Origin of the sequence: Vibrio sp. CDRSL-10 TSBA (genome assembly GCA_039696685.1) — a bacterium.
Classification (GTDB): domain Bacteria; phylum Pseudomonadota; class Gammaproteobacteria; order Enterobacterales; family Vibrionaceae; genus Vibrio.
In genome coordinates this window covers 375,652-401,548 of record CP155565.1, presented here as the reverse complement: position 1 = coordinate 401,548, position 25,897 = coordinate 375,652, and the positions used below count along the sequence as shown (strand labels likewise).

Genomic DNA, 25,897 nt, shown 5'->3' with positions numbered 1-25,897 from the left:
CTTTAGTGTGAAACATCAATCAGAGTCACGCTGCCATCTTCATTCACTTCTGCAATCTTGCCACTTGGCTCTTCCATAAACATCAGGGCGGCAAAGCCAACCACTGCGGTCGCGGCAATCACATAGAAGAAGGTTTGATAGTCGACAAATGATAGGATAGTCAGGTAAGTCACCGCGCCGACGTTGCCGTACGCCCCTGTCATACCAGCGATTTGACCTGTCATACGACGCTTGATCAGTGGAACAGTCGCAAACACGGCGCCTTCACCGGCCTGAACAAAGAACGAACACATCATCGCCGCAGCTACCGCCAGCCAGATTGGCCATTCACTGCCGACTTGTCCCATCAGGAAATAACCTACCGCCAGACCTGCAGTCAGGATAAGCAGGGTTGGTTTACGGCCGAAACGGTCTGAAATCCAACCGCCACCCGGACGGGACATCAGGTTCATGAAGGCATAAGCCGACGCAACCATACCTGCGACAACCGGTGTCAGTTCAAAGGTTTCCGAGAAGAACAGCGGCAGCATAGAGACCACCGCCAGCTCTGAGCCGAAGGTCGCAAAATAAAGTACATTCAGCACCGCAACCTGTTTAAATTTGTACTGATGAACAGGCTCGACCGGTTTTTCAAATACAGTTTTGTTGACTTTCCATACCTGAGTCAGTTCAACCAGGTACAGCGCAACCAAACCAGCATAGATAGAGTTGACCGCGACATCCGGCAGCATACCGATACCCGCTGAAGACAGTTTCCAGGCCAGCAGAGCCAGTACCGCATACATCGGGATTTTCATCAGCAGCAGGAAGAAGAAATCGCCTTTTGAGGTCACTTCCATTGCAGTCAGATGCTTAGGTTTGAAGTAAGTTGAGCCTTTCGGGGTGTCTGTCACGCTGCGGTAAAATACAACAGAGAAACAGCAGGCTCATCAGCCCGGTAATAGCAATCGCATAGCGCCAGCCGTCTTCACCGCCGAATAGCACAGCCGCTGTCGGCAGGGTAAACGCCGCCGCCGCAGAACCGAAGTTACCCCAGCCGCCGTAGATACCTTCCGCTGTACCCAGCTCATTGTGCGGGAACCACTCCGACACCAAGCGAATCCCAATCACAAAACCGGCACCGATAAAGCCCAGCAGGAAGCGCGCAATCGCAGCCTGGATAAAGCTATCTGCAAAGGCGAACATAAAACAGGGAATCGAACAGACTGCCAGCAAAGCCGAATATACCAGACGCGGACCATATTTATCGGTCAGCATACCAATCACGACGCGCGCCGGAATGGTCAGCGCTACGTTGAGGATCAGCAGGGTTTTGATCTCCTGAGTGCTCAGCCTCAACGTCTCTTTCACCATCTGCAGCAGCGGCGCAAAGTTAAACCACACCACAAAAGTGATGAAGAACGCAATCCAGCTCAGGTGTAAGATTTTCATCTTGCCGCTGAATGAAAAAAGTGAAAATTTGCTGTTTTCCATGATTCAATCCTTTTAATCAATTCAAAGAGATTCCAACCGCCGCGTCACTGCAGCGGTGTGGAAGCTTTACGATCAGGCCGCATTGGCCAGTGATGCGAGCACTTGAACGACGCCATCCTGCTGACGAACCGGATAGGTTTTCAGGCGGTATTGGCCATCTTCCAGGCACTCACCGCTCAGCAGATGAAAATGTTGCTTGTACAGGGGTGACGCCACATAAGGTTCACCGCCAAGCGACCCCATCATGCCGCGCGACATCACATTCGCCTGGCCAATCGGATCAAAGTTGGATACGGCGTACAACTGACCGCTGCGCTGACAACTGAAGATCGCCACCTGCTCCCCGCCCACCAGTGCACATACGCCGACGTTAGGTACCAAGTCTTCTGCCTGACAAATGGTTATCCAGTTTTCCATTGCCCTTCTCCTGTTAATTGCTCAATTTATAACTGTTGAATAAGTCCGTGGCCGTTGTGGGTTATTCCACTTCCACGTTGTGGGTTATTTCACTTTCAAGTTGTAACTATTCCACTTCCACGATATCAATCTGCTGCTGGCGCTTGTCCGCCTTTACCGCTTTGGGGAATCGCTGCTCACGCACCGAGACAAACTGCAGACGCTCATCACGCTGATCGCTGTTGATGAAGTGATTGAAACGCTTCAGTTTCTCTGGCGACTCCAGTGTGGTTTTCCACTCACACTGATATTTAGCGATGTTTGCGGCCATGGCCTGTTCCAGTTCGTCACAGATGCCCAGCTTGTCTTCAATCACTACCTGCTTGAGGTACTCCAGACCACCATCGAGATTTTCCATCCACACTGAGGTGCGTTGCAGGCGGTCGGCGGTACGAATGTAGAACATCAGAATACGGTCGACGTACTGGATCAGGGTCTGATCATCAAGGTCGGTCGCGAACAGGTCAGCGTGACGCGGGCGCATACCGCCGTTACCGCACACATACAGGTTCCAGCCGTTCTCGGTTGCGATCACACCGATATCTTTCGACTGCGCTTCCGCACACTCACGGGTACAGCCGGACACCGCAAACTTGAGTTTGTGTGGTGAGCGCAGGCCTTTGTAGCGGTTTTCAATATCAATCGCGAAACCGACACTGTTACCGACGCCATAGCGACACCAGGTGCTGCCGACACAGGATTTCACTGTACGTACCGATTTCCCGTAGGCATGACCGGTCTCAAATCCCGCGTCCACCAGCTGTTTCCAGATCTGCGGCAGATCGTTCAGCTGCGCACCGAACAGGTCAATACGCTGACCACCAGTGATCTTGGTATACAGGTCATACTGTTTAGCCACTTCACCCAGCACAATCAGTTTGTCCGGAGTGATCTCACCGCCGGCGATACGCGGAACCACTGAATAGGTACCATCTTTTTGCATGTTGCCGAGATAGATATCATTGGTGTCCTGCAGCTCCATGTGCTGGTTTTCCAGAATGTAGTCATTCCAGAACGAGGCCAGAATCGAGCCCGCGGCCGGTTTACAGATTTCACAACCATGACCAGTGCCGTATTGGCTCAACAGTTCATCAAAGGTCTTAATCTGATTCACCCGCACCAAATCGCTCAGCTCCTGACGGGAATAAGCAAAGTGCTCACACAAGTCATTATTAACTTCCACGCCCAGGCTGAGCAGTTCGCTGTCCAGCACTTGTTTTGCCAGGGCAGAACAACCACCACAGCCGGTTGAAGCATTGGTGCTTTCTTTTAACGCGGCCATGGTGGTGCAGCCACTGGCAACCGCTTGTTTAATGTCGCCTTTGGTCACATCAAAGCACGAACAGATCACAGCGGTATCAGGCAGCGCATCAATTCCGGTTGCCGCCGTGTCATCCTCGACCGCATTTGGCAGAATCAGTACCGACGGATTGGCAGGCAACGGCATGTCGTTTTGTTTAAGTTGCAGTAAGGTGCCGTAGGCCTCGGCATCGCCGACCAGCACAGCGCCGACGATACGTTTGCCGTCAGCAGAAACGATCAAACGCTTATAAACCTGGTCAATTTCATCACTGTAGGTATAAGACTGAGCGCCTTCGGTGCGACCATGCACTTCACCGATGCTGGCCACGTCTACACCGAGTAGTTTGAGTTTGGTGCTCATATCCGCGCCGGTGAATGCCAGCTCAGAGTCCTTGTCCAGAATGTGTTTGGCGGCCACTTTCGCCATTTGATAACCAGGCGCAACCAGACCAAAAATCTGGTTTTGCCACAGTGCACATTCACCAATCGCATACACATCTTTATGGTTGGTCTGGCAGTAGCTGTTGATAACAATCCCGCCGCGTTCACCCAGCGTGATATCGGAGCTGCGTGCCAGCTCATCCTGCGGACGAATACCGGCAGAAAATACAATCATGTCGGTTTCCAGATGACTGCCGTCTGCAAAGTTCATCCGGTAGCGAGCCTCTTCACCGGCCACGATTTCACTGGTCGCTTTTTCCGTGTGTACGAATACACCCATGGCTTCTATTTTACGGCGCAGCAGCGCACCGCCCCCCTCTTCCAGCTGCACTGCCATCAGACGCGGGGCAAACTCAACCACATGCGTTTCCAGACCAAGGTTTTTGATCGCGTTAGCCGCTTCCAGACCCAGCAAACCGCCGCCAATCACCACACCGGTTTTGCTCTGCTTGCTCGACAGCTCAATCGCATCCAGATCTTCCAGGGTGCGGTAAACAAAGCAGTGTTCGTGATCATTGCCCGGGATCGGCGGCACAAAAGGATAAGAACCAGTCGCCAACACAAGTTTGTCGTACGCTTCAACGCGGCCGCTGGCGGTAACCACCTGCTTGTCAGCGGTATTGACCTGCACCACTTTCTCGTTGACCACGTATTTCACGCCGTTGCTCTGGTAGTAAGCCTCATCGGTCAGCGCCAGATCCTGTGCCGTTTTACCGGTAAAATAAGAGGTCAATTGTACGCGGTCATACGCGAGACGAGACTCTTCGGAAAAAGTAATGATCTCCACATCATCACGCTGACTCTGGATCAAAGTGTCGATAAATTTGTGGCCGACCATACCGTTGCCTACCACCACGATTCTTTGCTTACTCATAGTAATCTTCCCTAATGTAAATTTGTCTCTACGACTCTTGTTTGGTCTGTTGAGCCTGTTTTCCTGTCCTGCGCCACTTGCTGGCACGCAGTAAAATTGAATTAAGCGGTTAATCTGAACGCTTGATGCTCGCTCGCCTGTGCGCGCTGAGAAAGTTGCTGTAACCATTCCATTTGGTTGGCAACACTTACCACCTCGCCAATCACAATCAGTGCCGGAGACTGAATCTCATGCTGAGTCTTGATCTGGCTAAGCTCGCTCAGAACACCGGTAAATACGCGCTGCTGCGCGGTACAACCGTTCTCAATCATGGCCACCGGGGTATCACTGCTCATGCCATGAGCCATCAGTTCCGCACTGATAAGATCGGTTTTACTCAATCCCATATAAATCACTAACGTCTGATTAAGCTGCGCCAGCGCAGACCAGTTAACCGATAACTGTTTGTCAGCGTGAGCGGTAATAAAAGTGCAGCCCTGCGCCAGTCCGCGATGGGTCAGAGGAATATTGGCGTAAGTCGTGCAGCCTGATGCGGCAGTAATACCGGGAATCACGTCAACTTTAATGCCCTTCTTAGTCAGGTAGAGCATCTCCTCACCACCACGACCAAATACAAATCCGTCACCACCTTTCACCCGCACAATGTCGACTCCGGACTGAGCGTATTTAGCCAGAATCTGGTTGATTTCATCCTGAGTGGCACTGTGATGGCCTTTGGCTTTACCGACATAAAGCATTTTCGCCTCAGCCGGAAACAGCGCACGGATGTCGGCACTGACCAGATTATCAAACACAATAAAGCGCGCATTTTGAATCGCTCGTAGCGCTTTGACCGTCAGCAGATCCGGGTCACCCGGTCCCGCACCAACTAAGGTGACGACGCCTGTAGCGTTAAGAGCTGTACTGCTGAGCATTGTTTTCATGTCTGACTTCATGGTTGGCTCCCTGCACTGAAAATGATTTTTGCTAAATCGAACAAGGCAAGTTGAGTGCCAAACTTTAAAAGACGTCTGAAAATATTTTATTTTTAATATATTTTTCAAATATATAATTTAAACAACAAGTCAGAATCTCGGACTAAAAACACCCAGCAACAAAAGTAATATTGTTATTTTATGAGCACTCACGGTGCATTTAATTCTTGAGTGGTGCAATACCTATACCTCCAAAGGGTAATACCTAAAAATCACACCTACCACTTTGGTGGTATACCAACATATAACTTACTGTTTTTATTTTATTTAAATTTATTTATATTGATTTTATAGATTCTGGTTTATTTATTGCACCCAATACAAATAAAGGAAATAAATTAGAATAGGGAGCATCTGCATGTCACGTGAGAATGATGGATGGATTAAGACAACGTGTGCGTATTGTGGTGTGGGCTGTGGTGTCGAAGCGAGACCCAAGCTCAGCGGTGAATTGGAGATCAGAGGTGATAAAAGCCACCCGTCCAATTACGGTAAGTTGTGTACTAAAGGCATAGCCCTGGGCGATACGATTATTACTGACGGACGTCTGCTGACACCGACCCTTAATCCCAATGACCAGCCACAAGCCCTCGACTGGAACGGCGCCACTGATTTAATCGCCGATAAGTTCAGCCAGGCTATCCGTGAATACGGAGCGGACTCTGTCGCTTTTTACGTCTCCGGTCAGTTGCTGACCGAAGATTATTACGTCGCCAACAAACTGATGAAGGGATTCATTGGCAGCGCTAACATCGACAGTAACTCACGCCTCTGTATGGCCTCCTCCGTGGTTGGCCACAAACGTGCGTTCGGCTCAGATACCGTCCCCGTCTGTTATGAAGATCTTGAACTGGCCGAGATGGTGGTCTTGGTCGGTTCTAATCTGGCCTGGTGTCACCCGGTGCTGTTCCAGCGTTTACGTGCTGCCAAACAGAGCAATCCCGAACTTAAAGTTGTCGTGATCGATCCGCGTAAAACAGACAGCTGTGACATTGCCGATCAGCATCTGGGATTACATTCCGGTTCAGACGTGGCGCTGTTTAATGGCTTGCTGACTTATCTCGACCAGCACCAGCATCTCGATGAGGCTTATATCAAGGCGCACACCCAAGGTTTTGGGCAAGCGCTGCAAGTGGCCCGTGCACAAGCGGATGTCGCAGAGATTACCGGGCTTTCGCATCAGCAGCTCGACGAGTTCTATCGCGCCTTTGCTACTCAGCAGAAAGTAGTCACCATCTATTCTCAGGGCGTCAATCAGTCGAGTATCGGTTCAGACAAAGTCAACAGCATCATTAACTGTCATCTGGCGAGTGGTAAGATCGGCTATCCGGGCTGTGGTCCTTTTTCCGTGACCGGACAACCCAATGCCATGGGCGGGCGTGAAGTCGGCGCACTGGCCAATACCCTGGCCTCTCACATGGAATTTGATAACCCGCAGCACCATCAGTTAATCAGCGATTTCTGGCACACCGACAACCTGGCAACAAAACCCGGCCTGAAAGCGGTGGAGCTGTTTGATGCGATGGCTGAGGGCAAAATTAAAGCGGTGTGGATTATGGCGACCAACCCTATGGTCAGCCTGCCGGACAGCGATAAGATCCGCCAGGCACTGCAAACCTGTCCGTTTGTGGTGGTGTCTGATTGTATCGCCGATACCGAAACAACACGCATGGCAGATTTAGTTCTACCGGCTCAGGGCTGGAGCGAAAAATCCGGCACGGTGACCAATTCAGAGCGCAGGATCTCACGCCAGCGCCGTGTTATGCCAAGCCCCGGTATGGCTAAGCCGGATTGGTGGATCATCAGCCAGGTCGCGAGCAAAATGGGCTACGCGCAGCAATTCAATTACCGTCACGAGGGCGAAGTGTTTGCCGAATACGCCAGGTTGTCTACGCTTGGCAATCTCAGCGGCGAGCGTGATTTCACTCTGATTGGCCTGACTCAACTCGATGACCAGGGCTACAGCCGCCTGACGCCTCAGCAATGGCCGGTGACTGAACTTCAAACTGAGGTAGTTAACCAGCGTCTGCTGACCGAGGGCCGCTTTTATACCCCTGATGGTAAAGCCAACTTTATCGCGACCCGTCACAAAGCGCCGCATGATGCGACCAGCAGCCAATTTCCGTTATTGCTCAACAGCGGCCGTACCCGCGATCACTGGCACACCATGTCCAGGACCGGTTTATCGGCTCGTCTTGGCGAGCACCGCACGCAGCCTTATGTGCAGATCCATCCGTACACAGCAGCTTACTATGGCATTACCTCCAATCAACTGGTCAAGATTCATAACGCACAAGGGCAATCTCTGGCGCGGGCAGAGATTTGTGAACAAGTGCTTCCAGGTCAGTTATTCATGCCGATTCACTGGAATAATGCCACAGCGAAACAGAGTAAGCCGTGCGCACTGATCGCGCCTTTTACCGATAAGGTTTCCGGCCAGCCGGAATTTAAACATACCGCAGTCAGCATTACTCCATACGCATTACAAAGCGCAGCACGCTTTGTTTCACGGACTATGGTCACGTTAGATGGCGTGGAGTACTGGGCGAAGCAGAAAATCGAACACGGTTATGTTTACCATATCGAATCAGACTTACCTGCCCATCAACTAAGCCGGGTTCTGAAGGATCAGCTTAGCTGCGGCTACGATCAACTGCTGAGTTTTGACAGCGGGCCGGCAGGCTCACAGCAGCGCTGGGTGACCGTATGTGGGGATCAGGTGTTACAAGCTCTGGATGTATGGGCGCAATCATTACCGGCACCCGTTGATGACCTGAGCGAACTGCTCAAGTCTCCGTTCAGCGATGAACTGGCCGGTACGCTGTTAACTCTGCCTACGGTTGCCTGAGTGTAACCATCTAACCTGCATATCTCCCTTTACTCACCAATACCCCGGCTCAGTCTGTTTAGCCGGGTTATTGCATGATAGAGAGCAATCCCCGTCTGCTCAAGCGCCTACCCTACATTCACACCAATTAACAGAACGTCATTTCATAAAACATGGTATGCTCCCGCCTTTGCTTTTCTAAAGAACCACTATAGCTAGCGATCAGAGACTAACCGAGATCAAAAAGGTTTCGCACAGCGCTGAGACAGTCAGCGCCCCCACATCATAAAATCGATATTGTCATTTAAATTACCAAATAGCTTTCACCATAGAGTTCCACATTAAAGAGGTTCACTTTTGCAACGTCACTTTACCCTGGCATACACACTACTTTTTGCCTTGCTGACTGCCTGTTCCGATGACACGACCACTGCGGCAGAATCGACTAACACCGCGTCCACCCCAACCCCAAGGGAAACCTGCGGCACCCTGGGCATCCGCTTTCAGCCGTTGAACTTGCTAGACAGTTCCAGCCTGATTTCAGTCACCAATTATGCGGATCTGCTAACAGCGATTAGTGCCGGCTATCGCTACATCAAGATCCCTGCCGGAGTCACCATAGATCTTCCGAACCAATCCGGGGCTTTATCACTTGGTCTCGGCCAGACGCTGTTTGGTGAACGCGGCCAGGTCGACAATCCGGGTAAGCTGGTGGTTTTGCCGCTCGAAACAGATTCAGATGACAAATACCCGGTGATCACTCTGGCCAGTCACAGTCGAGTATCAGGGCTGCTCATTGAAGGCCCGGTACAAGTCAGTAACAGTGATAAGCAGACCATCGGGATGCAGGCTGAGTCTTATTCGACCGATGTGATGGTGGATAACAATGAAATATACGGCTGGCCCTGGGCGGGCGTATCGCTGAAACAGAGTAACCGGGCTTTTGTTAACAACAACTATATTCATCACAATATCAAAAGCGAACTTGGCTACGGTGTGGTGGTACAAAACGGCGACACCAGCGCCACTATCCAGTGCAACATTTTCGCCGCCAACCGTCACGCCATTGCGGGTTCAGGTAAGCTCGGTGAGAGCTACCTGGCCCAGTATAATCTGGTGATGCAGGACGGCGCCCGCGGTGCCTATCATCAGTTTCGACATGCACAAAGGCAGCGAAGGATACGGCGGCAACTATGTGCATGTGGTGCATAACTGGTTCAACTATGGCGACTATGGCACCTCAAACCGCTCTTCTGTGGTTATTCGTGGAATACCGCAGCAAGGTCCTGCAGTGGTAAAAGAGAACATCTTCAAGTCGGACTATCAAATCACATCCACCACGACAACCGTAGCAGGCGTCACCGGTTCAATTCCATCAGAGCAGGAGCAGCGAGAATACAATACGTTTGGGGCAACATTCAGTTTTTCACGCCTCGACGATCAAAGCTGTGTAATGCAGACTGTAGATGAAGAGGTTGAGGTCAGTTGCCCTGCGGTAGGGCTGGGAGCAGAGATCTTTTAGGCTCAGGCGCTCATCGGAGTAAGAGACAAAAAAGGAGCCGTTAAGGCTCCTTTCACTGGCACTGCGGTCGATAGACCAGAGATCAGAAGAAACGAATCGCGTTGCGACCGCCTTCTGATTGAGACGGCGTGTTGTCAGCGTTATTGTCTGCAGCCGCTTTGTCTGGCGTCGCTTTCGCTTTGCTTGGCTTGGCGGACTGAGACAAAGGATGGGCTTTGTTCTGGCCTTTTTTACCAGCATGAGCACCCTTTTTACTGGCTGCTTTGTTTTTGTCTGCCGACTTTTTCTTGTCAGCAGATGTCTGGCTGTTATTGCCTTTCTTCTTCGCCGCCGGTGCCGCTTTCTTCTCTGCCTGTTTCACCGGTTTCGGCTCAGCTTCGGTGACGGGTGCATCACAGATGACCAGGTAGTATTCCTGATCAAACTCCACCAGGTCGCCATCGTACAGCTTACGGCGCTTGCGGGTTTCGATTTCACCGTTAACCGCTACATAACCTTCCGCTATCGCGTATTTCGCTTCACCACCGCCGCTGACGACGTTGGCAATCTTCAATACTTTATAGAGTTCAATAGGTTGTTCATCGACTTCGACACCAATTGCCTCGATTTCGACTTCTTCTTCATCCCACTGAGCTGCTTCAAATTCATTCATGATCATTGTCTCTACAACATTTGGCGCTAGTGTACCGAAGCCACCCGCATTAATAAATCAAATACTGCATCGTCACTGACTAACAGACAAATAGTCATGGATTAACGGACAAGAAGCGTACTCTATGCTGACTCTGTGCCGAGAGCAGACCCGCGTTTACTGAAATGACGGACGCTGAGCGATCACTTGCTGCCAGCGGGCAATATTGGCGAAACTGACCGGTCACGTCGATTTCCAGTGCTTTTTGCGCAAAACCCACAAAGATAAACGCGGTGATATCAACGATGGTAAACGCAGAACCGGCAACATAATCACTTTGCGCCAGACGTGCATCCAGCTGGGGCAGAAATTCCACCACGCGTGATTTGCTCTCTTCACCCCAGGCAGCGACACAGGTTTCACGATCCTGATAGATCCCGCTCAGGTTACGAAATGCCTGGAATCCGGCATACAGGCCCTGAAACTCGACCACGCGGTGCCACATTTCAACCTGCGCTTTGCTCAGCGCGTCATGGCCAAACAGATTTTTGTCGTTAGCTGTCGTTTCATCAAAATAACGGCAGATCGCGACACTTTCACACAAGGTCGTACCATCATCAAGCTCGAGCATCGGCACCTTACCGTTAACACTCTTATGCTTGAAGGTGTCGGTCAGGTTATCGCCTTCGCGCACATTAAGCGCAACACGCTCGACATCGACTCCCAGCTCTTTGAGAAAAATGCTGACCCGGCGGCAGCTTGGCGTCATGGCGGTTTCGTATAACTTCATTTTACATCCCTTCCATCTTTAACTGAACGATCGTTTAGGATAGACTTTAGCGGTAAACTAAACGATCAGTCAAGAATCATTTTAGCCAGCCTGACAACCTCAGGCGCACCAATGAGGCAGATAACCATGGCCAGAAAATGTAATTTTGATCCCGACCAGAAGCTGACCCAGGCAATGGAACTGTTCTGGCAACGAGGCTATGCCAATACTGCGATTTCTGATCTGATCGATGCACTGCAAATCAACCGCTTCAGCCTGTACAACACCTTTGGTGACAAACAGCAGCTCTATTATCAGGCGTTGGATAAATACCTGCAGTCGGTCTCTTTTCCGGCACTGACTGAGCTGCAAAAGCCGCAGGCATCGCTGGGGGAAATAGAACACTTTCTGCACCAGTTCGCTGAACTCCAGCGCCAACGCAGCTGTGGCTGTTTTATGCAGAATGCGTTAGTGGAACATGCCGGAGAGGATGAGCGGGTACTGGAACGAGGTAACCAACTGTTTGATCACTTAACCGAGTTGCTGACACGAGCGTTAAGCAACGCGGCCGCGAAACGGTGCCCTGCCCGTCAATCTTGCCCCTGCGTCGCTGGCGAGCCTGATCCTGACTCAGATGCAGGGCATGCGCGTACTGGGCAAAGCCAAGCGTTATCAGGACCTTGAGCAGGCACTGGACACCCTGCTGCAGTTGATTAAAGGAGAAGCAAGATGATCAATGTCATCGCAACCCGTCTGACCCGGGGCGCCGATCTGAAACAATCAATCCTGGCACTGGTCAGGCAGAACCAGTTGCAGGCAGGATCTGTCGCGTCCTGCGCCGGATGCTTATCAACACTCAATATTCGTCTTGCGGACTGTCACAGCACACTAAGCATTGAAGCACCGTTTGAAATTGTCTCGCTAATGGGCACCCTGACCCACTCGCACCTTCATCTGCATATTGCGGTTGCTGATGCAGAGGGCAAAGTCTGGGGCGGGCACCTGCTGGATGGCAATATCGTCAACACCACGGCAGAACTGATTATCCATCACTACCCGACCCTGCAGTTTGAGCGCCAGTTTGACAGCGATACCGGCTACAGTGAGCTGACCGTCCGTGAATCGTCTCAAACCGAATCGCCTTAAAACCCAATCGGCTCAAACCTATTCATATTTAAAACAAAGACCCGGCATTGCCGGGTCTTTGCCTATCACTCAAACATTGCAAGCAAAACTAAAACGACGACAGGCTGACCAGCTGACGGGTATAAGGCTGGCCGGGGTTCTGAAACAGATCCAGCGTCGGACCCTGCTCTACAATTTCGCCCTGCTTCATCACTATGGTGTAATGACACAATGATTTCACCACGTTGAGATCATGGCTGATAAACAGATAGGTTAAGCCGTATTTTTCCTGCAGCGATTTAAGCAGGTCCAGCACCTGAGCCTGCACAGTGCGATCCAGAGACGATGTCGGCTCATCGAGCAGAATAAATTCCGGTTTCAACACCAGCGCCCGGGCAATCGCAATCCGTTGGCGCTGACCGCCGGAAAACTCATTCGGATAACGATGACGGGTTTGCGGATCGAGATCCACTTCGCGCATCGCATCACATATAGCCGCATCAATCTGTTCATCAGTGAAATCGGTATGCACATACAGACCTTCACCAATCACCTGTGCCACTGACATGCGCGGATTGAGCGCCGAAAACGGGTCCTGGAACACCACCTGCATTTTACTGCGGTACGGCAACATACCTTTACGATCCAAACCTTGCAGGTTGTGGCCGTCGTACTCAATCACACCCTGCGAATTCACCAGTTTCAGGATTGCCATACCAGTGGTCGATTTGCCTGAACCACTTTCGCCGACCAGACCAATCGAATGGCCTTTTCTTAGTTCAAACTGCATGTCTGTCACCGCTTTCACGTAGTCTACGGTGCGTTTAAGCAGGCCGCCTGTGATGGGGAACCACACTTTGAGATCCTGCGCTTTGAGCAGGACCGGACTGTTTCTGTCCACCGGTACCGGTAAACCGCGTGGATCGGACTGGATCAGCAATTGGGTATAAGGATGCTGCGGCGCCGCAAACAGCGCCTTACACTGATTAACCTCAACCAGTTTACCTTCCTGCATCACGGCTACCCGATCGGCAATGCGGCGCACAATGCTCAGATCATGAGTGATGAACAGCATCGCCATACCGAGCTCTTGTTGCAGCAATTTGAGCAGATCAAGAATTTGCGCCTGCACTGACACATCCAGAGCCGTGGTCGGCTCGTCGGCAATCAGCAGCTCCGGCTCATTAATCAGTGCCATTGCGATCATCACCCGCTGGCGTTCACCACCGGACAATTCATGCGGATAAGCGTTGATCTTACTGGCCGGATTCCGGATACCGACTTTTTCAAGCCAGCTGACCGCGAGATTCTCCGCTTTTTTCTGCCGCATGCCGCGATGGATCGCCAGGGTTTCCACCAGCTGCTTACCAATTTTGTGCAGCGGATTGAGTGACACCATCGGCTCCTGGAAAATCATACCAATCCGGCCGCCGCGAATACCGCGCAACTGACGCTCAGAACATTGCAGCGTATTCACCCCGGCAAAGTTAATCTGACCTTCAAGGTAATGAGCCGAACCTTTGGGCAGCAGCTTCAAAATCGCATTCGCGGTCACCGATTTACCCGATCCGCTTTCGCCCACCAGCGCCAGAGTTTCACCTTTGTTGATCGACAGCGATACCTGATGAGTTACCGTCTGCACCGCATCACTGCGGCCAAAGCCGACCGACAAGTTTTCTATTGTGAGTAATGCTTCGCTCATCAGCCTCTCCGTTGTAAATGGGGGTCAAACGCATCCCGCACCGCTTCACCGACAAATACCAGCAAAGTCAGCATCAGCGACAACACAACAAACGCCGAAATACCCAACCACGGAGCCTGCAAATTGGTTTTACCTTGCGCCAGCAGTTCACCCAGCGATGGCGACCCCACCGGCAGACCAAAACCCAGAAAATCGAGAGAGGTTAAAGTGGTGACCGAGCCTGATAAAATAAACGGCATCATGGTTAATGACGCAACCATAGCGTTCGGCAGCATGTGACGCAAAATGATGCGGGTATCATTCACCCCCATCGCCTGCGCCGCGCGCACGTAATCAAAATTGCGGCAGCGTAAGAATTCTGCCCGCACGACGCCCACCAGACTCATCCAGCTGAACAGCACCATAATGCCGAGCAGCCACCAAAAATTCGGTTCGACAAAACTCGACAGAATAATCAGCAGGAACAGAGTCGGCATGCCGGACCACACTTCGATAAAGCGCTGGCCGAGCAAATCCAGCCAGCCGCCGTAATAACCCTGAGTGGCACCAACCACCACGCCAATCAGCGAAGATATGATGGTGAGAACAAACCCGAACAGCACTGAAATACGAAAGCCATAGATGATCCGTGCCAGGACATCACGCCCCTTATCGTCGGTACCCAGCCAGTTGACACTGTCCGGCGCAGACGGCACGGAGCCGACGATATCGTAATTGATGGTGTCATAACTGAAATGGATCAGCGGCCAGACAATAAACCCCTTCTCTTCAATCAGATCAACCACATATGGGTCGGTATAATCCGCTTCGGTCTCGAATTCACCGCCAAAGCGGGTTTCGGCGTATTGCTCGGCTATCGGAAAAAACCACTGATGATCGTAAGAGATAAACAGCGGCTTATCGTTGGCAATAACCTCAGCAAACAAGCTGACAAAAAACAGCAACGAAAATAGCCACAACGAATAGAAACCGCGCCGGTTGGATTTAAACCGCTGCCAGCGCGCCGCGTTGAGCGGATTCACTTTTTTACTTCTCAACACCATTTAGCGGGCCTCAAAATCAATGCGCGGATCGACCCAGGTGTAGGTCAAATCCGAAATAATGCCGAGTATCAGACCAAGTAATGTCATGATGTACAATGAACTGAATACCACCGGATAATCGCGCTGAATTGTGGACTCAAAGCCCAACAGGCCGATGCCCTCCAGCGAGAACATCACCTCAATCAGCATCGAGCCGGTGAAAAAGATACTGATAAACGCACTCGGGAAACCGGCGATGATGATCAGCATCGCGTTACGAAACACGTGCTTGTACAGAATACTGCCTTCATCCAGCCCTTTAGCACGTGCGGTGACCACATACTGCTTGTTGATCTCATCCAGGAATGAGTTTTTGGTCAGCATGCTGAGGGTCGCAAAGCCACTGATCACCATGGCACAAATCGGCAGAGCCAGATGCCAGAAGTAATCGATGATCTGCTGATACCAGTTGAGCTGGTCAAAATTATCCGACACCAGACCCCGCAGCGGGAACCAGCTGAAGTAGTTGCCGCTGGCAAACAGAATGATCAAAATAATCGCAAACAAAAAGCCCGGTATCGCATAACCGACGATCACCACCGCACTTGACCAGACATCAAAGCGTGAGCCGTGATGGATGGCCTTCATGATGCCAAGCGGAATCGAGATCAGATAGATGATCAACGTGCTCCACAAGCCAAGTGATATCGACACCGGCAGGCGATCAACAATCAAATCAATCACATTGCCGCCACGAAACAAGCTCTCGCCGAAGTTAAACGTGACGTAGTTTTTCAGCATGTCGAAATAGCGTTCGTGCAGTGGCTTATCAAAACCAAACTGACGCTTAATTGCTTCCACCACCTCAGGATCCAGACCACGAGAGCCCTTGTAGCCGGTCGGGTCACCATTATCGACTTTCGACATGTCGACTTCCTGCCCCCCACCGGAAAAGCGCTCCATAATACCGGAGGTATGACCCTGCAGGTTGGCAATCGCCTGCTCAACCGGCCCGCCGGGCGCTATCTGGATGATGAAGAAGTTAATGGTAATGATGGCCCACAGCGTTGGTATCACCAACAGCAAACGGCGAATTATGTACGCAGCCATAACTTCCTCTTAGCGACGCTTCTCAGGTAATTTTTCAGCCTTTTGTTTGGAGATCCACCAGGTATCCAAACCAAGATCGTACTTAGGCATCACAGCCGGACGCTCAAATTTATCCCAGCTCGCGACCCGGTACATACTGGTGTGCCACTGCGGAATGATATAGAAGTTCCACTGCAGGATACGATCGAGCGCTTTACCCAATGATTTCAGCTTTTCCGGATGCTCCTGGTTCTTGGCGATATCCAGCGTCAGCTGGTCAATCACAGGATCCATAACACCTGCGGTGTTGTAGGTCGAATCGATGTAATGCGAGTTCCACACTATCATCAGGTTCGGATTCGGGAACGGATTGGCAGCATAGGAAGATGAGACCATATCGAAGTCTCTGTCACGCAGCCGCTTGATGTACTGAGTGGTATCAATGGTGCGAATCTTCATATCGATACCCATCAGCTTGAGGTTTCTTTTGCAACGGAATCGCTATGCGCTCTGCAGTCGGACTGTAAATCAGCAGCTCGAAAGACATTGGCTGACCGGTTTTAACGTTGGTCATCACCTTATCTTTCAACTCCCACCCTGCCTCTTTCAGCAGTTTGAACACCTGACGCATCTGCGGACGAATACGGCCGCTGCCATCGGTAACCGGCGGTTGATATTCTTCGCTAAATACCCGCGACGGGATCTTGTCTTTGACCGGATTCAACACGGCCAGTTCAGCTTCATCCGGTAACCCTTTCGCCTCGTATTCGGTATTCTGAAAGTAACTGCGCGTGCGGGTGTACTGACTGTAGAACATGTTTTTGTTCATCCACTCAAAGTCCATCGCATAGTTCAACGCTTCGCGAACGCGCACGTCACTGAACACCGGACGCTGGGTGTTAAACACAAAACCTTGTGTTGCCGCCGGTGCATCGTGCGGAATTTCTTCTTTTTTAATGAAACCATTATCAAAGTTAACGCCTGTGTAGGAGGTCGCCCAGAACTTGGCCTGACTCTCCTGACGCAAATCAAACTCACCAGCTTTGAACGCTTCCAGCATGACGGTGTCATCCCGGTAATAATCGTACTGCACCTCTTGGAAGTTGTTACGACCGACATTGACCGGCAAATCTTTCGCCCAGTAATTGTCGTCCAGCTGATATGTCACACTCTGACCGGGTTTGAACTCTTCAACTTTATAAGCGCTGCTGCCAACCGGCGGCTGATTAAGCGGCTCTGACAAATTTTTATCTTTCCAGAAATGCTCTGGCAGTACCCGTGTCGTCTGGGCAAAACTAAACAGTTTTTCCCGGTTGGGCTGTGCCATTTCAATCCGCACAGTTTTGTCATTCAACGCTTTAACCGACTTGATCTCTTTGTAGTACACCCGGTACTGAGGCACGCCTTCAGTCATAAACTTATTAAAGGTAAATTCCACGTCGTGCGCGGTGATCGGCACGCCGTCCTGAAAACGCGCTTTGGGATTGATGTCCAGCTCCAGCCAGGAGTAATCGTCGGAATAACGCACTTTCTCTGCAATCAAAGGATAGTAGGAGTCAATTTCGTCAGCCGGTGAAAACATCAGCGGATCGTAGAGCTCACCACTGGCTGCGGCAGCGACGCCACGCGAGGCGTAGCGGTTGAAGTTATCGTAGGTGCCGACCTGGCCATAAGTCACTTTGCCGTATTTTGGCGCATCGGGATTAACATAATCAAAGTGAGCGAAGTTTTGCGGATACTTTGCTGTGCCGAAACCCACCAGGCTGGTACTTTCGATCACATCAGCGAGAGAGAAATGGCTGGTCAGAGCTAAAATCATCCCTAACGCCATTGGTCTTACTTTACCCATTCAAAAATCCTTCTGCTTAATTTTGCGTCTGGCGCCGACATTGCGTCAGTCCGAGGACGCGATCATTTCTTATCAATAATTCAGCTAGTTATGAGTATATACCCTTTAGATCCGAGATGCAGTATTCCATCCTTGGCTGCGGGGCCTGGCTGCAAAACTGTTCACCTTGGCAAACCAACTATGCACCCGGACAGACAAGCCGGTCGTCTACAGGCGACCAAGCCCCTGGCAACAAAACAGTGCGCCTTCGCAAATCAATAAAATTCAGGCAGCTGTACATCAATTTCTTACAGGTACTGACGTTATAGACAGCACCCGTATCAGCAAAGTTCAAACAATTCAGCTACCTGTGATATGGGATATGGATGCACCGAACTAACCGATTTGAAAACGCTACACAGGCTACACAGACCAAGCTTTACAGCAGTTTCTCTGGCGATCAGGCGTAACAGGAAAGTCTCCCGCTCCACACTCATGCCCTTTTTATCGCTCTCGGCCATCGTCTTTTCATTGTGACGTATCGCATCATAAATGTTAATCCACACCGGCTTCATACCGTTTTTCACTTCGTAATCCTCAAAGCGGGTTTCGCCCAGTTCCCGGTCAATTTTGCAGGTAAAACAGTGTGAGATCATATGCATTACTTCGGCGTCGTCACGATACCAGGGACGAAACTCCTCATAGATGCCATAGGGTTGAATATGATGAATATTTTTCGCACCGGTTTCTTCTTCCAGCTCTCGCACCATCCCCTGCAGAATATCCTCATGCGCATCGACCCCGCCGCCCGGCAGGGTGTAATCGTGATAGCGCGCGGTATATAGCATCAGAATATCTTCACCATCCACCACAATCGCGCGCGCCGCCTGACGCTGAATGATGCGATACTCGCTTAACGGTCCGAGTTCGGGATGGGTGGCTGTGTGTATATGTCTCATTCAAATTCCTCACCAGTTTTGCCGCCCACTTTATATCAAAAATCCCTGTCAAAGCCTGTCTTTCCTACACAAATCCCTCGATGAAAGTTGAGGGATTTTTTTTTGAATTTTTGTCGATTTTTATGATCTCAACAAAAAACAAAGTGTTGAGGTAAAGTATGGTGTTTTTAACAGATGCAGAGCAATGGGCGACTGAGACTTTTTCACAAGCTAATCTCGGAGATCTTAGACGAACCAAACGTTTAGTTAAACTCACCGCATCTCTTGCTAATCACGTAGGGCAGTCTATTGTGCAATCTTTAAAATCTCCTTCTGACATTGAAGCCGCTTACCGTTTTACCCGCAATCACGCTATTGACTCTCAATCGATTGCAGAAGCAGGCTTTGCCGCAACGGCCGAACTGGCTCAATCTTATGACTGTCTACTGGCTTTGGAAGATACAACCTCACTGGACTTTACCCATCGAACCGTCAGGGATGAAATGGGATATACCACCTCTAGGAAAAGCGCCAAAGGCATGCATGCTCACTCCGTGTTGCTGTTTGCTCCCGAGGAGAAGCAGGTTGTGGGGTTGATTGAGCAGGAGCGCTGGATAAGGGACATGAGCTTATATGGAAAGAAAGCTCAGCGAGGTAACCGAGCCTATGAAGAGAAGGAAAGCTTTAAATGGGAACGTGCGTCGAGAGCCATGGAAAAACGTCTCGGCTCAGTGATAGACAAGGTTATCTCCGTCTGTGACAGAGAAGCCGACATCATTGAATACCTGACCTATAAAATGACCAACCGACAACGCTTTGTCGTCCGATCGATGCAAAGCCGGTGCATCGAAGAGAGTACAGACAAGCTGTACTCATTTAGTGATGCCTTACAGCCCGCAGATGAAAGAAAAGTTCAGGTTAAGCAACGAGGAGGACGTAAAGCTCGAGAGGCTATCTGCGAAGTTCGATATGCCCCAATCACCATCAAAATGCCAGCAAACAAACGAGGTGAACCCGTCTCATTGTACTATGTGGGCTGTCAGGAAACGAATCACGAGCAGGCCCTTTGCTGGCATATTCTCACGTCAGAGCCAGTGTTGAGTAAAGAGGATGCTAAGCGTATCTTGGATTACTATGAAAAACGCTGGTTGATTGAGGAGTTCCACAAAGCCTGGAAAAGCGGAGGAAACACAGGTTGAGGAGCTCCGTATGCAAAATAAAGAGAATTTAGAAAAGATGGTCGTCATCCTAGCGTTCATAGCCGTTCGTGTTCATCAACTGCGTTATCTTGGTCTGAACAAAAAAGAAGCGGAAAAACAGAGTTGTGAAACGCTCTTGAGTCCGGTTGCTTGGAAGCTACTTTGGTCAAAACAGGAAAAGACGCGCCCCCCTAAAAGAGCACCAAGTGTGTACTGGGCATACATCAATCTCGGCAAGCTCGCGGGATGGTATGACTCGAAACGTAATGGTCGTGTGGGTTGGGAGCGGTTATGGGAAGGATGGTTCTTATTACAAACCATCCTTGAAGGTTATCTGTTAGCCAAGTCTCTTGACCTATGAGATGTGATCAAGAGACAGGTCAAAGCAGGGATTTCGCCAGTGTACTGTTCTGTCTGTTTAAACCGTGCGCGTCAGATGCTCAATCAGCGCCTGTTCCACCTCTGAGGCTCGTTCGATTGGAATTTGACAGGTGCCGGCCGCCGTATGCCCGCCACCGCCATAACGTAACATCAGCTCACCAATGTTGGTACGCAGACTGCGATCAAAAATGGATTTGCCGGTCGCAAATACGATGTTCTGCTTTTGTACGCCCCACATTTTATGGATGGAGACATTACACTGCGGAAATAACGCATAAACGATGAATCGGTTACCGGCGTAGATCACCTCTTCCGTGGTTAAATCCAAGACCACCACATTGCCATAAACTGCCGCACAGCGTTGCAGCTGGTCCTTAAACATATTTTCATGCTCACGATACAAAGCGATACGCTCGCGCACATCCGGTAGTGCCAGTATCTCCTCAATACTGTGGTCACTGCAGTAATCAATCAGGTCCATCATCAGACTGTAATTGGAAATGCGAAAATCACGGAAGCGCCCTAATCCGGTTCGCGCATCCATCAAGAAGTTCAGCAGATTCCAGCCGGTTGAGTCGAGCACTTCATCACGCGAGAATTGAGCTGAATCACCTTTGTCCACTGCGGTCATCATTTCCAGCCACTGCTCGGGGAAAACATCCAGCCCACCGTAATATTCCCATACCACACGCGCGGCAGACGGCGCCTTGGGATCAATAATATGATTAAAATGATTGGCGGCATTACGCACCGTCTCAGAATGATGGTGGTCGAAAACCAGATAAGCATCCCCGACGTAAGGCAAATTGGTGACAATATCGTGGTCGGTAATGTCGATTTTTCCGTCTTGCATGTCTTTGGGATGGACAAACTTGATGTCGTTAATCAAGTCGAGTTTTTTGAGTAGTACAGCGCACACCAGGCCATCAAAATCGCTGCGAGTCACCAATCGATACTGTTGTTCTGTCATGGGATAATCCCCCCGCTTTCGGACACTCCACTGCCGCCTGAACAATTCAGGCACCCACTGTAAATTTTGCAAAAATTTTGGCACCAGGATCAAAGTACCCTATGAAATAATTCTAGACCTCATCAGGGGTTTGACAAATCTAAGCTGCTGTTTTCGATGCATCACAGCCACAAACTGTCAGTATGATCACGCCTTTTATTACACCGTACAGCAGTCCATTTAAAATGGTTCATTTGGTGTGGTTCGTAAATTTTAGTAAATGACAACAATTATCATTGCCGAATGACAAAATTAGCGTTAAGGTGAGCACACTTATCGGCTGCCAGACATCAGGTTACTATGCAAAACAAACAAAAATCCCGTCGCAATTTCGTGCTGACTGTTACTGAGACCCAACAAATTTCGCCAAATTTCCAGCGTATTACGCTGCAGGGCGATGAGATTGCCCATTTCGGTAAAGAGAGCGAAGGCGGATACATTAAGTTATTATTTACGCCTCAGGGCGGGACTGATATCGGTAGCCTGGGTGAAGAAGAGCGTCCATTGATGCGCACTTACACCATTCGAGAATTTGATCCGGCCAGCAACCAGATTGTGGTCGATTTTGTTCGTCACATTACCACCGACCTGTCTTGTGGCTTTGCTGCCCGCTGGGCGGAAAGCGTGCAAGTCGGCGATACCATCTCGATTGCAGGACCGGGTAAAAGTCAGTCTCTGAACCAGGACGCAGATTGGGTATTTCTTGCCGCAGACATGACCGCTATCCCTGCGCTGTCTGTAACTTTGTCACAGCTCAATTCTGATGCTCGTGGTTATGCAGTGGTTGAACTGGCTTCCATCGCAGATAAACCAGAGCTGCAGGCACCGGCCGGCATCGAGTTTATCTGGGCATGCAGCGACCAGGGAGAAACTCTTGCCGATGCAGTACAGGCACAGACCTGGTTGGCCGGCCAGTGTTCGGTGTGGTGTGCGTGTGAATTTGAATCGATGCGCACATTGCGTCAGTATTTCCGTAATGAGAAAGAGATCGACCGCGAGCACATCTACATCAGCAGCTACTGGAAAAACGGCGTCAGCGAAGATGGTCACAAGGTTCTTAAGCGCACGGACGCGGACGCAGAAGCGGCCAGCTGATAAGGCTGCGACCTACATAAATAACGCCGATATCTGAAGTCAAAAAAGCCAGCGTGTCACCGCTGGCTTTAGTTTATCTGGCGAACGTATCGTCGCAATCAAGGGGTCAGATTTTGTCTGTCACCGCCAGTGTCGCCGCCAGTACATCCTGTCCAAACAGAATACTGCGCTCCGGTGACCAGCCATACAGTGGATCCGGATGATTACTGTTATCCTTAAATGGCATTTCGATGGTGTAAGACAGACAACCAAACTGCTCAGCCACCCAGTTGGAGCCGACGGTCAGATTCGCTTTGCCTGGTTCGTCTTTGTCGTAACCGACTTCGTCCTGAAACTCAGGCGTAATGGTCAATAAAGCCTGCTTAAATGCCGCTTCCTTGGCTGCCAGTTCCGGGCTGTAGGAAGGAATCCCCTCCGAGCCGGCGACAAAGTTATAAGGCAAGGCTTCATCACCATGGATATCGAGGAACATGTCCACACCTGTTTGCAGCATACGTTCACGCACCAGATAGACTTCCGGGCTCTTCTCCATTGAAGGTGACTGCCATTCACGGTTGAGGTTGACGCCAACCGCATTGGTACGCAGGTGACCACGAACTGCGCCATCCGGGTTCATATTGGGTACCACATACAACACCGCTTTTTCCAGCAGTGCACGCGCAACGGTATCATTTTCATCCAGCAGACGGTTGATCAAGCCTTCCATAAACCACTCGGCCATGGTTTCCCCCGGATGCTGGCGCGCGATCAGCCAAATTGCCTTTTTCTCCGGCTCCGCTTCACCGAAGGTTAAAAGGCTCATATCATGGCCGTCTAAAGTTTGGCCTAAGGTTTCCAGCTGGCAGTGATGGGCGCTTTGTGCCATGTGCAGCAAGTCGAGATGACGATCGTAAGAGTAAGGCGCAAAGTAGGCAAAATAGACCGAAGAAACGCTCCGGAATTAAGCTGAACGTCAGTGTATTACCATCAAATTCGGCCGGAACACGAAACCACTCTTCGCGATTATAGGAAGCCACTACATCGTAACCCTGCCATCCCTCCGGATAAGCGGACTTTGCCAAATCCAGCAGCTTAATGGTGTGCGACTGCTCCGCCTCGCTTTCAAGACGAAAATGGAACCACTGATAAAATTCCGACATATTGTCATTCGGAATTTTCAGCTGAATATCCTGCCTGTCGTCTGCTTTGACTACGTCAATGCTACCACTATCAAAGTTACTGAATATTTTCATGATTTACTCACCTTATTCTTCTGAGTATGAAATAGCAGGCTAACACAATTTCACCGTCACTGCGCCGGTTTACGCGCTGACCGGAGTCAGAATCGCCTCAGATTCAAGGCAAATCGCATCATGGCGCCACAACTCGGTTTCTGCATTCAGCAATTCACCATTGTGATCATAATGCTTACGTTCAATAACCAAGGCCGGTGTGCCGGCGGTGGCGCGTAATGCCAGCGCCACATCACCAAACAACGCACTGGTAGTGACGCGGTAACTGATTGAGTGGTACTCAAGGGCAAAGTGCTCGCGCAAAACCAGGCTCATGGATTGAGCGAGATCGTAACTAAGTAAATTGGGGCACAGTTGAGGACGAGCGTAGCTGGTCACATACGCGACCGGACGCTGCTCCAGATGAAGAAGACGATCAATACGATAGACATCAGCGAAAGGCGCCAGAGCCAGCAAACGTGTCGCCACCTTATCCGCTAACATTGCTTTCGCGTTAACAACGGTCATATCGGGCTGACGATTTTGCGCTCGCGCAGCCGCGATGAAATCAACGTCCTGCGACGGGTTGTATCGCAGCGGAGGCGGAGAGATAAACCAGCCGCGGCGATCTTCACGGTAGATTTGGCCGTCAGCTTCAAGTAAGGAAAGTGCCTCGCGCAAGGTTACGCGGGTGGTATTGAAGGATTCGGCCAACTGGCGTTCGGGAGGAAGTTTCTGCCTTGGCAATAAACTCCCGGCGTCAATCTGTTCTGCGATAGCCTCTTTGATTCTAACGTATTGCACTCTTGTCCTTAGCATCCGGCGTTGGGGCGGAAATGATATCCAGATAGTACCCACAACTCACCCGCTTTGCACCCGCGTATCACTCACATTCAAACAGATTAAGATTCAAAGAGATTGAGATTCAAACAGACAGCACCGACAAGAAAATCAGAACAGTTGCAGATTGTATATCAGCTGTGACATCCATTTAGCGCCAGGTGCACTCAGGGTGAAAAGAAACACGGAAAAATTCAGCAACAGTGTTAACCAAAATATCAATCGGAACGGCTGTTCTGTCATCTTAAATCTAAGTAGTGACTGAGCAATGAGGGCACCGGGCCACCCGCCGAGCAAAGACAAGGCATGCAGTAACCATTCCGAAACCCGCCACTCATTATTGAGCATCGCACTTTTGTCAAAGGCGTACACAGCGTAAGTGATGGCGCTGATCAGGATGTAAAACAGCACAACGATGGCAGGATAGTTAACCAGATACACGCTGGCAAATAATACAGTGATAAACCACACAGCCAGCGCAAACAACAATCCATGCGCCATCGGTCGCTCAATATTTATGGCATGAAACGAACCGTCCCGCTCTTTGGTCAGAGTGAAGCTGACTGCCTCATTCACTTTGGGCCGCTGTGAATATCCTTGTACATCAGACAGATGGAAAAATATTTTGCCTTGAAACTTGTCGACGGTAATGTACCCAAAGCCCTTGGCATCATTCCATTCTGAAATTTTTCCTGATATCGCCATGATTTTTCCTGCCTGTTCCACTATCTTTTGATAACAAAGCTTTCTCAGCAGAGCTATCCTTTTGAGCAGAGCCAGTACCTAGCCTGATTCGTGCGTACTGAGCAAGTTAATATAATTAGTAATTTCATATACTTAGTACGCTCATATAAGTTATAACGTTCTTTTAAATTAAGACGTTTTGATACAGTGACGTTGTTTTATTATTCTTTTGCTATGCAAATAGTCGTGCCCTACTCAAATAACCCAATGCGTGCAAATAACAGGATCCGATACGTTCGTGCGGCAGCTTCGCATATCAAGCACCACCTAGGTTAAAAGGCATCCGGTAAAGCGTAGTGTTGAACAACTGAAAAGGCGAAATCATTCATTAGCACTTTTTGGCTGCCGTTCCCTCTCATAAACAGCCGGACGCTACGCATCATCGATACGTTTCGCGTGACCAGCCCGACATAACTTACAAATACACACAATTTATAAGTATGAA

The 25,897-nt window shown here is 50.2% G+C and carries 15 protein-coding genes and 7 pseudogenes; 7 read left to right on the top strand and 15 right to left on the bottom strand.

Features of this window, described 5'->3' with window-relative positions:
* Nucleotides 1–2: 2 nt before the first annotated feature.
* From ABDK09_01930 to cobA, 4 genes and pseudogenes are all read right to left on the bottom strand, one after another.
* A pseudogene (locus ABDK09_01930) lies at nucleotides 3–1,473 on the bottom strand (NarK family nitrate/nitrite MFS transporter).
* Between the two features lie 72 nt (nucleotides 1,474–1,545).
* A complete protein-coding gene (nirD, locus tag ABDK09_01925; protein XAW88171.1) occupies nucleotides 1,546–1,890 on the bottom strand; it encodes a nitrite reductase small subunit NirD in 345 nt (114 codons plus the stop codon).
* Between the two features lie 106 nt (nucleotides 1,891–1,996).
* On the bottom strand, nucleotides 1,997–4,546 hold the full coding sequence (gene nirB / locus ABDK09_01920; protein XAW88170.1) for a nitrite reductase large subunit NirB: 2,550 nt from the start codon (nucleotides 4,544–4,546) through the stop codon (nucleotides 1,997–1,999).
* A gap of 101 nt (nucleotides 4,547–4,647) precedes the next feature.
* Nucleotides 4,648–5,481, bottom strand: coding sequence for a uroporphyrinogen-III C-methyltransferase (gene cobA / locus ABDK09_01915; protein ID XAW88169.1), 834 nt, complete (start codon nucleotides 5,479–5,481; stop codon nucleotides 4,648–4,650).
* 397 nt (nucleotides 5,482–5,878) lie between these two features.
* Between cobA and ABDK09_01910 the strand changes: the two genes are divergently transcribed.
* From ABDK09_01910 to ABDK09_01900, 3 genes are all read left to right on the top strand, one after another.
* Entirely contained in the window at nucleotides 5,879–8,368 is a 2,490-nt protein-coding gene (locus ABDK09_01910; protein XAW88168.1) for a nitrate reductase, read from the top strand.
* A 336-nt stretch (nucleotides 8,369–8,704) separates the two neighbouring features.
* Nucleotides 8,705–9,559 (top strand): right-handed parallel beta-helix repeat-containing protein, encoded by an 855-nt coding sequence (locus ABDK09_01905; protein ID XAW88167.1) that lies wholly within the window; start codon nucleotides 8,705–8,707, stop codon nucleotides 9,557–9,559.
* Nucleotides 9,552–9,869: a hypothetical protein gene (locus ABDK09_01900; GenBank protein ID XAW88166.1), complete on the top strand. Its 318-nt coding sequence runs from the start codon at nucleotides 9,552–9,554 to the stop codon at nucleotides 9,867–9,869. The genes ABDK09_01905 and ABDK09_01900 overlap by 8 nt, the downstream gene beginning before the upstream one ends.
* Nucleotides 9,870–9,951: 82 nt before the next feature.
* On the opposite strand, the gene ABDK09_01895 is transcribed toward ABDK09_01900, so the two are convergent.
* Both ABDK09_01895 and ABDK09_01890 read right to left on the bottom strand, forming a co-directional pair.
* Nucleotides 9,952–10,521: an RNA-binding S4 domain-containing protein gene (locus tag ABDK09_01895; GenBank protein ID XAW88165.1), complete on the bottom strand. Its 570-nt coding sequence runs from the start codon at nucleotides 10,519–10,521 to the stop codon at nucleotides 9,952–9,954.
* 156 nt (nucleotides 10,522–10,677) lie between these two features.
* Nucleotides 10,678–11,290 (bottom strand): annotated as a pseudogene (locus ABDK09_01890) (glutathione S-transferase).
* Between the two features lie 126 nt (nucleotides 11,291–11,416).
* Here ABDK09_01890 and ABDK09_01885 point away from each other — a divergent pair.
* A pseudogene (locus tag ABDK09_01885) lies at nucleotides 11,417–12,002 on the top strand (TetR/AcrR family transcriptional regulator).
* Nucleotides 11,999–12,415 (top strand): DUF296 domain-containing protein, encoded by a 417-nt coding sequence (locus ABDK09_01880; GenBank protein XAW88164.1) that lies wholly within the window; start codon nucleotides 11,999–12,001, stop codon nucleotides 12,413–12,415. The pseudogene ABDK09_01885 and the gene ABDK09_01880 overlap by 4 nt, the downstream one beginning before the upstream one ends.
* 88 nt (nucleotides 12,416–12,503) lie before the next feature.
* On the opposite strand, the gene ABDK09_01875 is transcribed toward ABDK09_01880, so the two are convergent.
* From ABDK09_01875 to ABDK09_01855, 5 genes and pseudogenes are all read right to left on the bottom strand, one after another.
* Nucleotides 12,504–14,096 (bottom strand): ABC transporter ATP-binding protein, encoded by a 1,593-nt coding sequence (locus ABDK09_01875; GenBank protein ID XAW88163.1) that lies wholly within the window; start codon nucleotides 14,094–14,096, stop codon nucleotides 12,504–12,506.
* On the bottom strand, nucleotides 14,096–15,139 hold the full coding sequence (locus tag ABDK09_01870; protein XAW88162.1) for an ABC transporter permease: 1,044 nt from the start codon (nucleotides 15,137–15,139) through the stop codon (nucleotides 14,096–14,098). The genes ABDK09_01875 and ABDK09_01870 overlap by 1 nt, the downstream gene beginning before the upstream one ends.
* Nucleotides 15,140–16,228, bottom strand: coding sequence for a microcin C ABC transporter permease YejB (locus ABDK09_01865; protein ID XAW88161.1), 1,089 nt, complete (start codon nucleotides 16,226–16,228; stop codon nucleotides 15,140–15,142). It lies immediately after the preceding gene.
* 9 nt (nucleotides 16,229–16,237) lie between these two features.
* Nucleotides 16,238–18,038 (bottom strand): annotated as a pseudogene (locus tag ABDK09_01860) (extracellular solute-binding protein).
* Between the two features lie 446 nt (nucleotides 18,039–18,484).
* Nucleotides 18,485–18,994: pseudogene (locus tag ABDK09_01855) on the bottom strand (NUDIX hydrolase).
* 158 nt (nucleotides 18,995–19,152) lie between these two features.
* Between ABDK09_01855 and ABDK09_01850 the strand changes: the two are divergent.
* A pseudogene (locus tag ABDK09_01850) lies at nucleotides 19,153–20,533 on the top strand (IS4 family transposase).
* Between the two features lie 57 nt (nucleotides 20,534–20,590).
* Here ABDK09_01850 and ABDK09_01845 read toward each other — a convergent pair.
* Nucleotides 20,591–21,523, bottom strand: coding sequence for an exopolyphosphatase (locus tag ABDK09_01845; protein ID XAW88160.1), 933 nt, complete (start codon nucleotides 21,521–21,523; stop codon nucleotides 20,591–20,593).
* Between the two features lie 339 nt (nucleotides 21,524–21,862).
* On the opposite strand from ABDK09_01845, the gene ABDK09_01840 reads away from it, so the two are divergent.
* On the top strand, nucleotides 21,863–22,657 hold the full coding sequence (locus tag ABDK09_01840; protein ID XAW88159.1) for a siderophore-interacting protein: 795 nt from the start codon (nucleotides 21,863–21,865) through the stop codon (nucleotides 22,655–22,657).
* 106 nt (nucleotides 22,658–22,763) lie between these two features.
* On the opposite strand, the pseudogene ABDK09_01835 reads toward ABDK09_01840, so the two are convergent.
* The 3 genes and pseudogenes from ABDK09_01835 to ABDK09_01825 all read right to left on the bottom strand — a co-directional run bounded on the left by ABDK09_01835 (nucleotide 22,764) and on the right by ABDK09_01825 (nucleotide 25,413).
* Nucleotides 22,764–23,889, bottom strand: a pseudogene (locus tag ABDK09_01835) (M14-type cytosolic carboxypeptidase).
* 69 nt (nucleotides 23,890–23,958) lie between these two features.
* Nucleotides 23,959–24,672: a UTRA domain-containing protein gene (locus ABDK09_01830; GenBank protein XAW88158.1), complete on the bottom strand. Its 714-nt coding sequence runs from the start codon at nucleotides 24,670–24,672 to the stop codon at nucleotides 23,959–23,961.
* A gap of 147 nt (nucleotides 24,673–24,819) precedes the next feature.
* The gene (locus ABDK09_01825) at nucleotides 24,820–25,413 is read right to left on the bottom strand and encodes a cold shock and DUF1294 domain-containing protein (GenBank protein ID XAW88157.1); all 594 of its coding nucleotides are present in this window, start codon (nucleotides 25,411–25,413) and stop codon (nucleotides 24,820–24,822) included.
* Nucleotides 25,414–25,897 lie beyond the last annotated feature (484 nt).

Coding starts and splice junctions, on each gene's coding strand:
- nirD (XAW88171.1), bottom strand. CDS start 1,890: ATGGAAAACTGGATAACCATTTGTCAGGCAGAAGACTTGGTACCTAAC.
- nirB (XAW88170.1), bottom strand. CDS start 4,546: ATGAGTAAGCAAAGAATCGTGGTGGTAGGCAACGGTATGGTCGGCCAC.
- cobA (XAW88169.1), bottom strand. CDS start 5,481: ATGAAGTCAGACATGAAAACAATGCTCAGCAGTACAGCTCTTAACGCT.
- ABDK09_01910 (XAW88168.1), top strand. CDS start 5,879: ATGTCACGTGAGAATGATGGATGGATTAAGACAACGTGTGCGTATTGT.
- ABDK09_01895 (XAW88165.1), bottom strand. CDS start 10,521: ATGAATGAATTTGAAGCAGCTCAGTGGGATGAAGAAGAAGTCGAAATC.
- ABDK09_01880 (XAW88164.1), top strand. CDS start 11,999: ATGATCAATGTCATCGCAACCCGTCTGACCCGGGGCGCCGATCTGAAA.
- ABDK09_01875 (XAW88163.1), bottom strand. CDS start 14,096: ATGAGCGAAGCATTACTCACAATAGAAAACTTGTCGGTCGGCTTTGGC.
- ABDK09_01870 (XAW88162.1), bottom strand. CDS start 15,139: ATGGTGTTGAGAAGTAAAAAAGTGAATCCGCTCAACGCGGCGCGCTGG.
- ABDK09_01865 (XAW88161.1), bottom strand. CDS start 16,228: ATGGCTGCGTACATAATTCGCCGTTTGCTGTTGGTGATACCAACGCTG.
- ABDK09_01845 (XAW88160.1), bottom strand. CDS start 21,523: ATGACAGAACAACAGTATCGATTGGTGACTCGCAGCGATTTTGATGGC.
- ABDK09_01840 (XAW88159.1), top strand. CDS start 21,863: ATGCAAAACAAACAAAAATCCCGTCGCAATTTCGTGCTGACTGTTACT.
- ABDK09_01825 (XAW88157.1), bottom strand. CDS start 25,413: ATGGCGATATCAGGAAAAATTTCAGAATGGAATGATGCCAAGGGCTTT.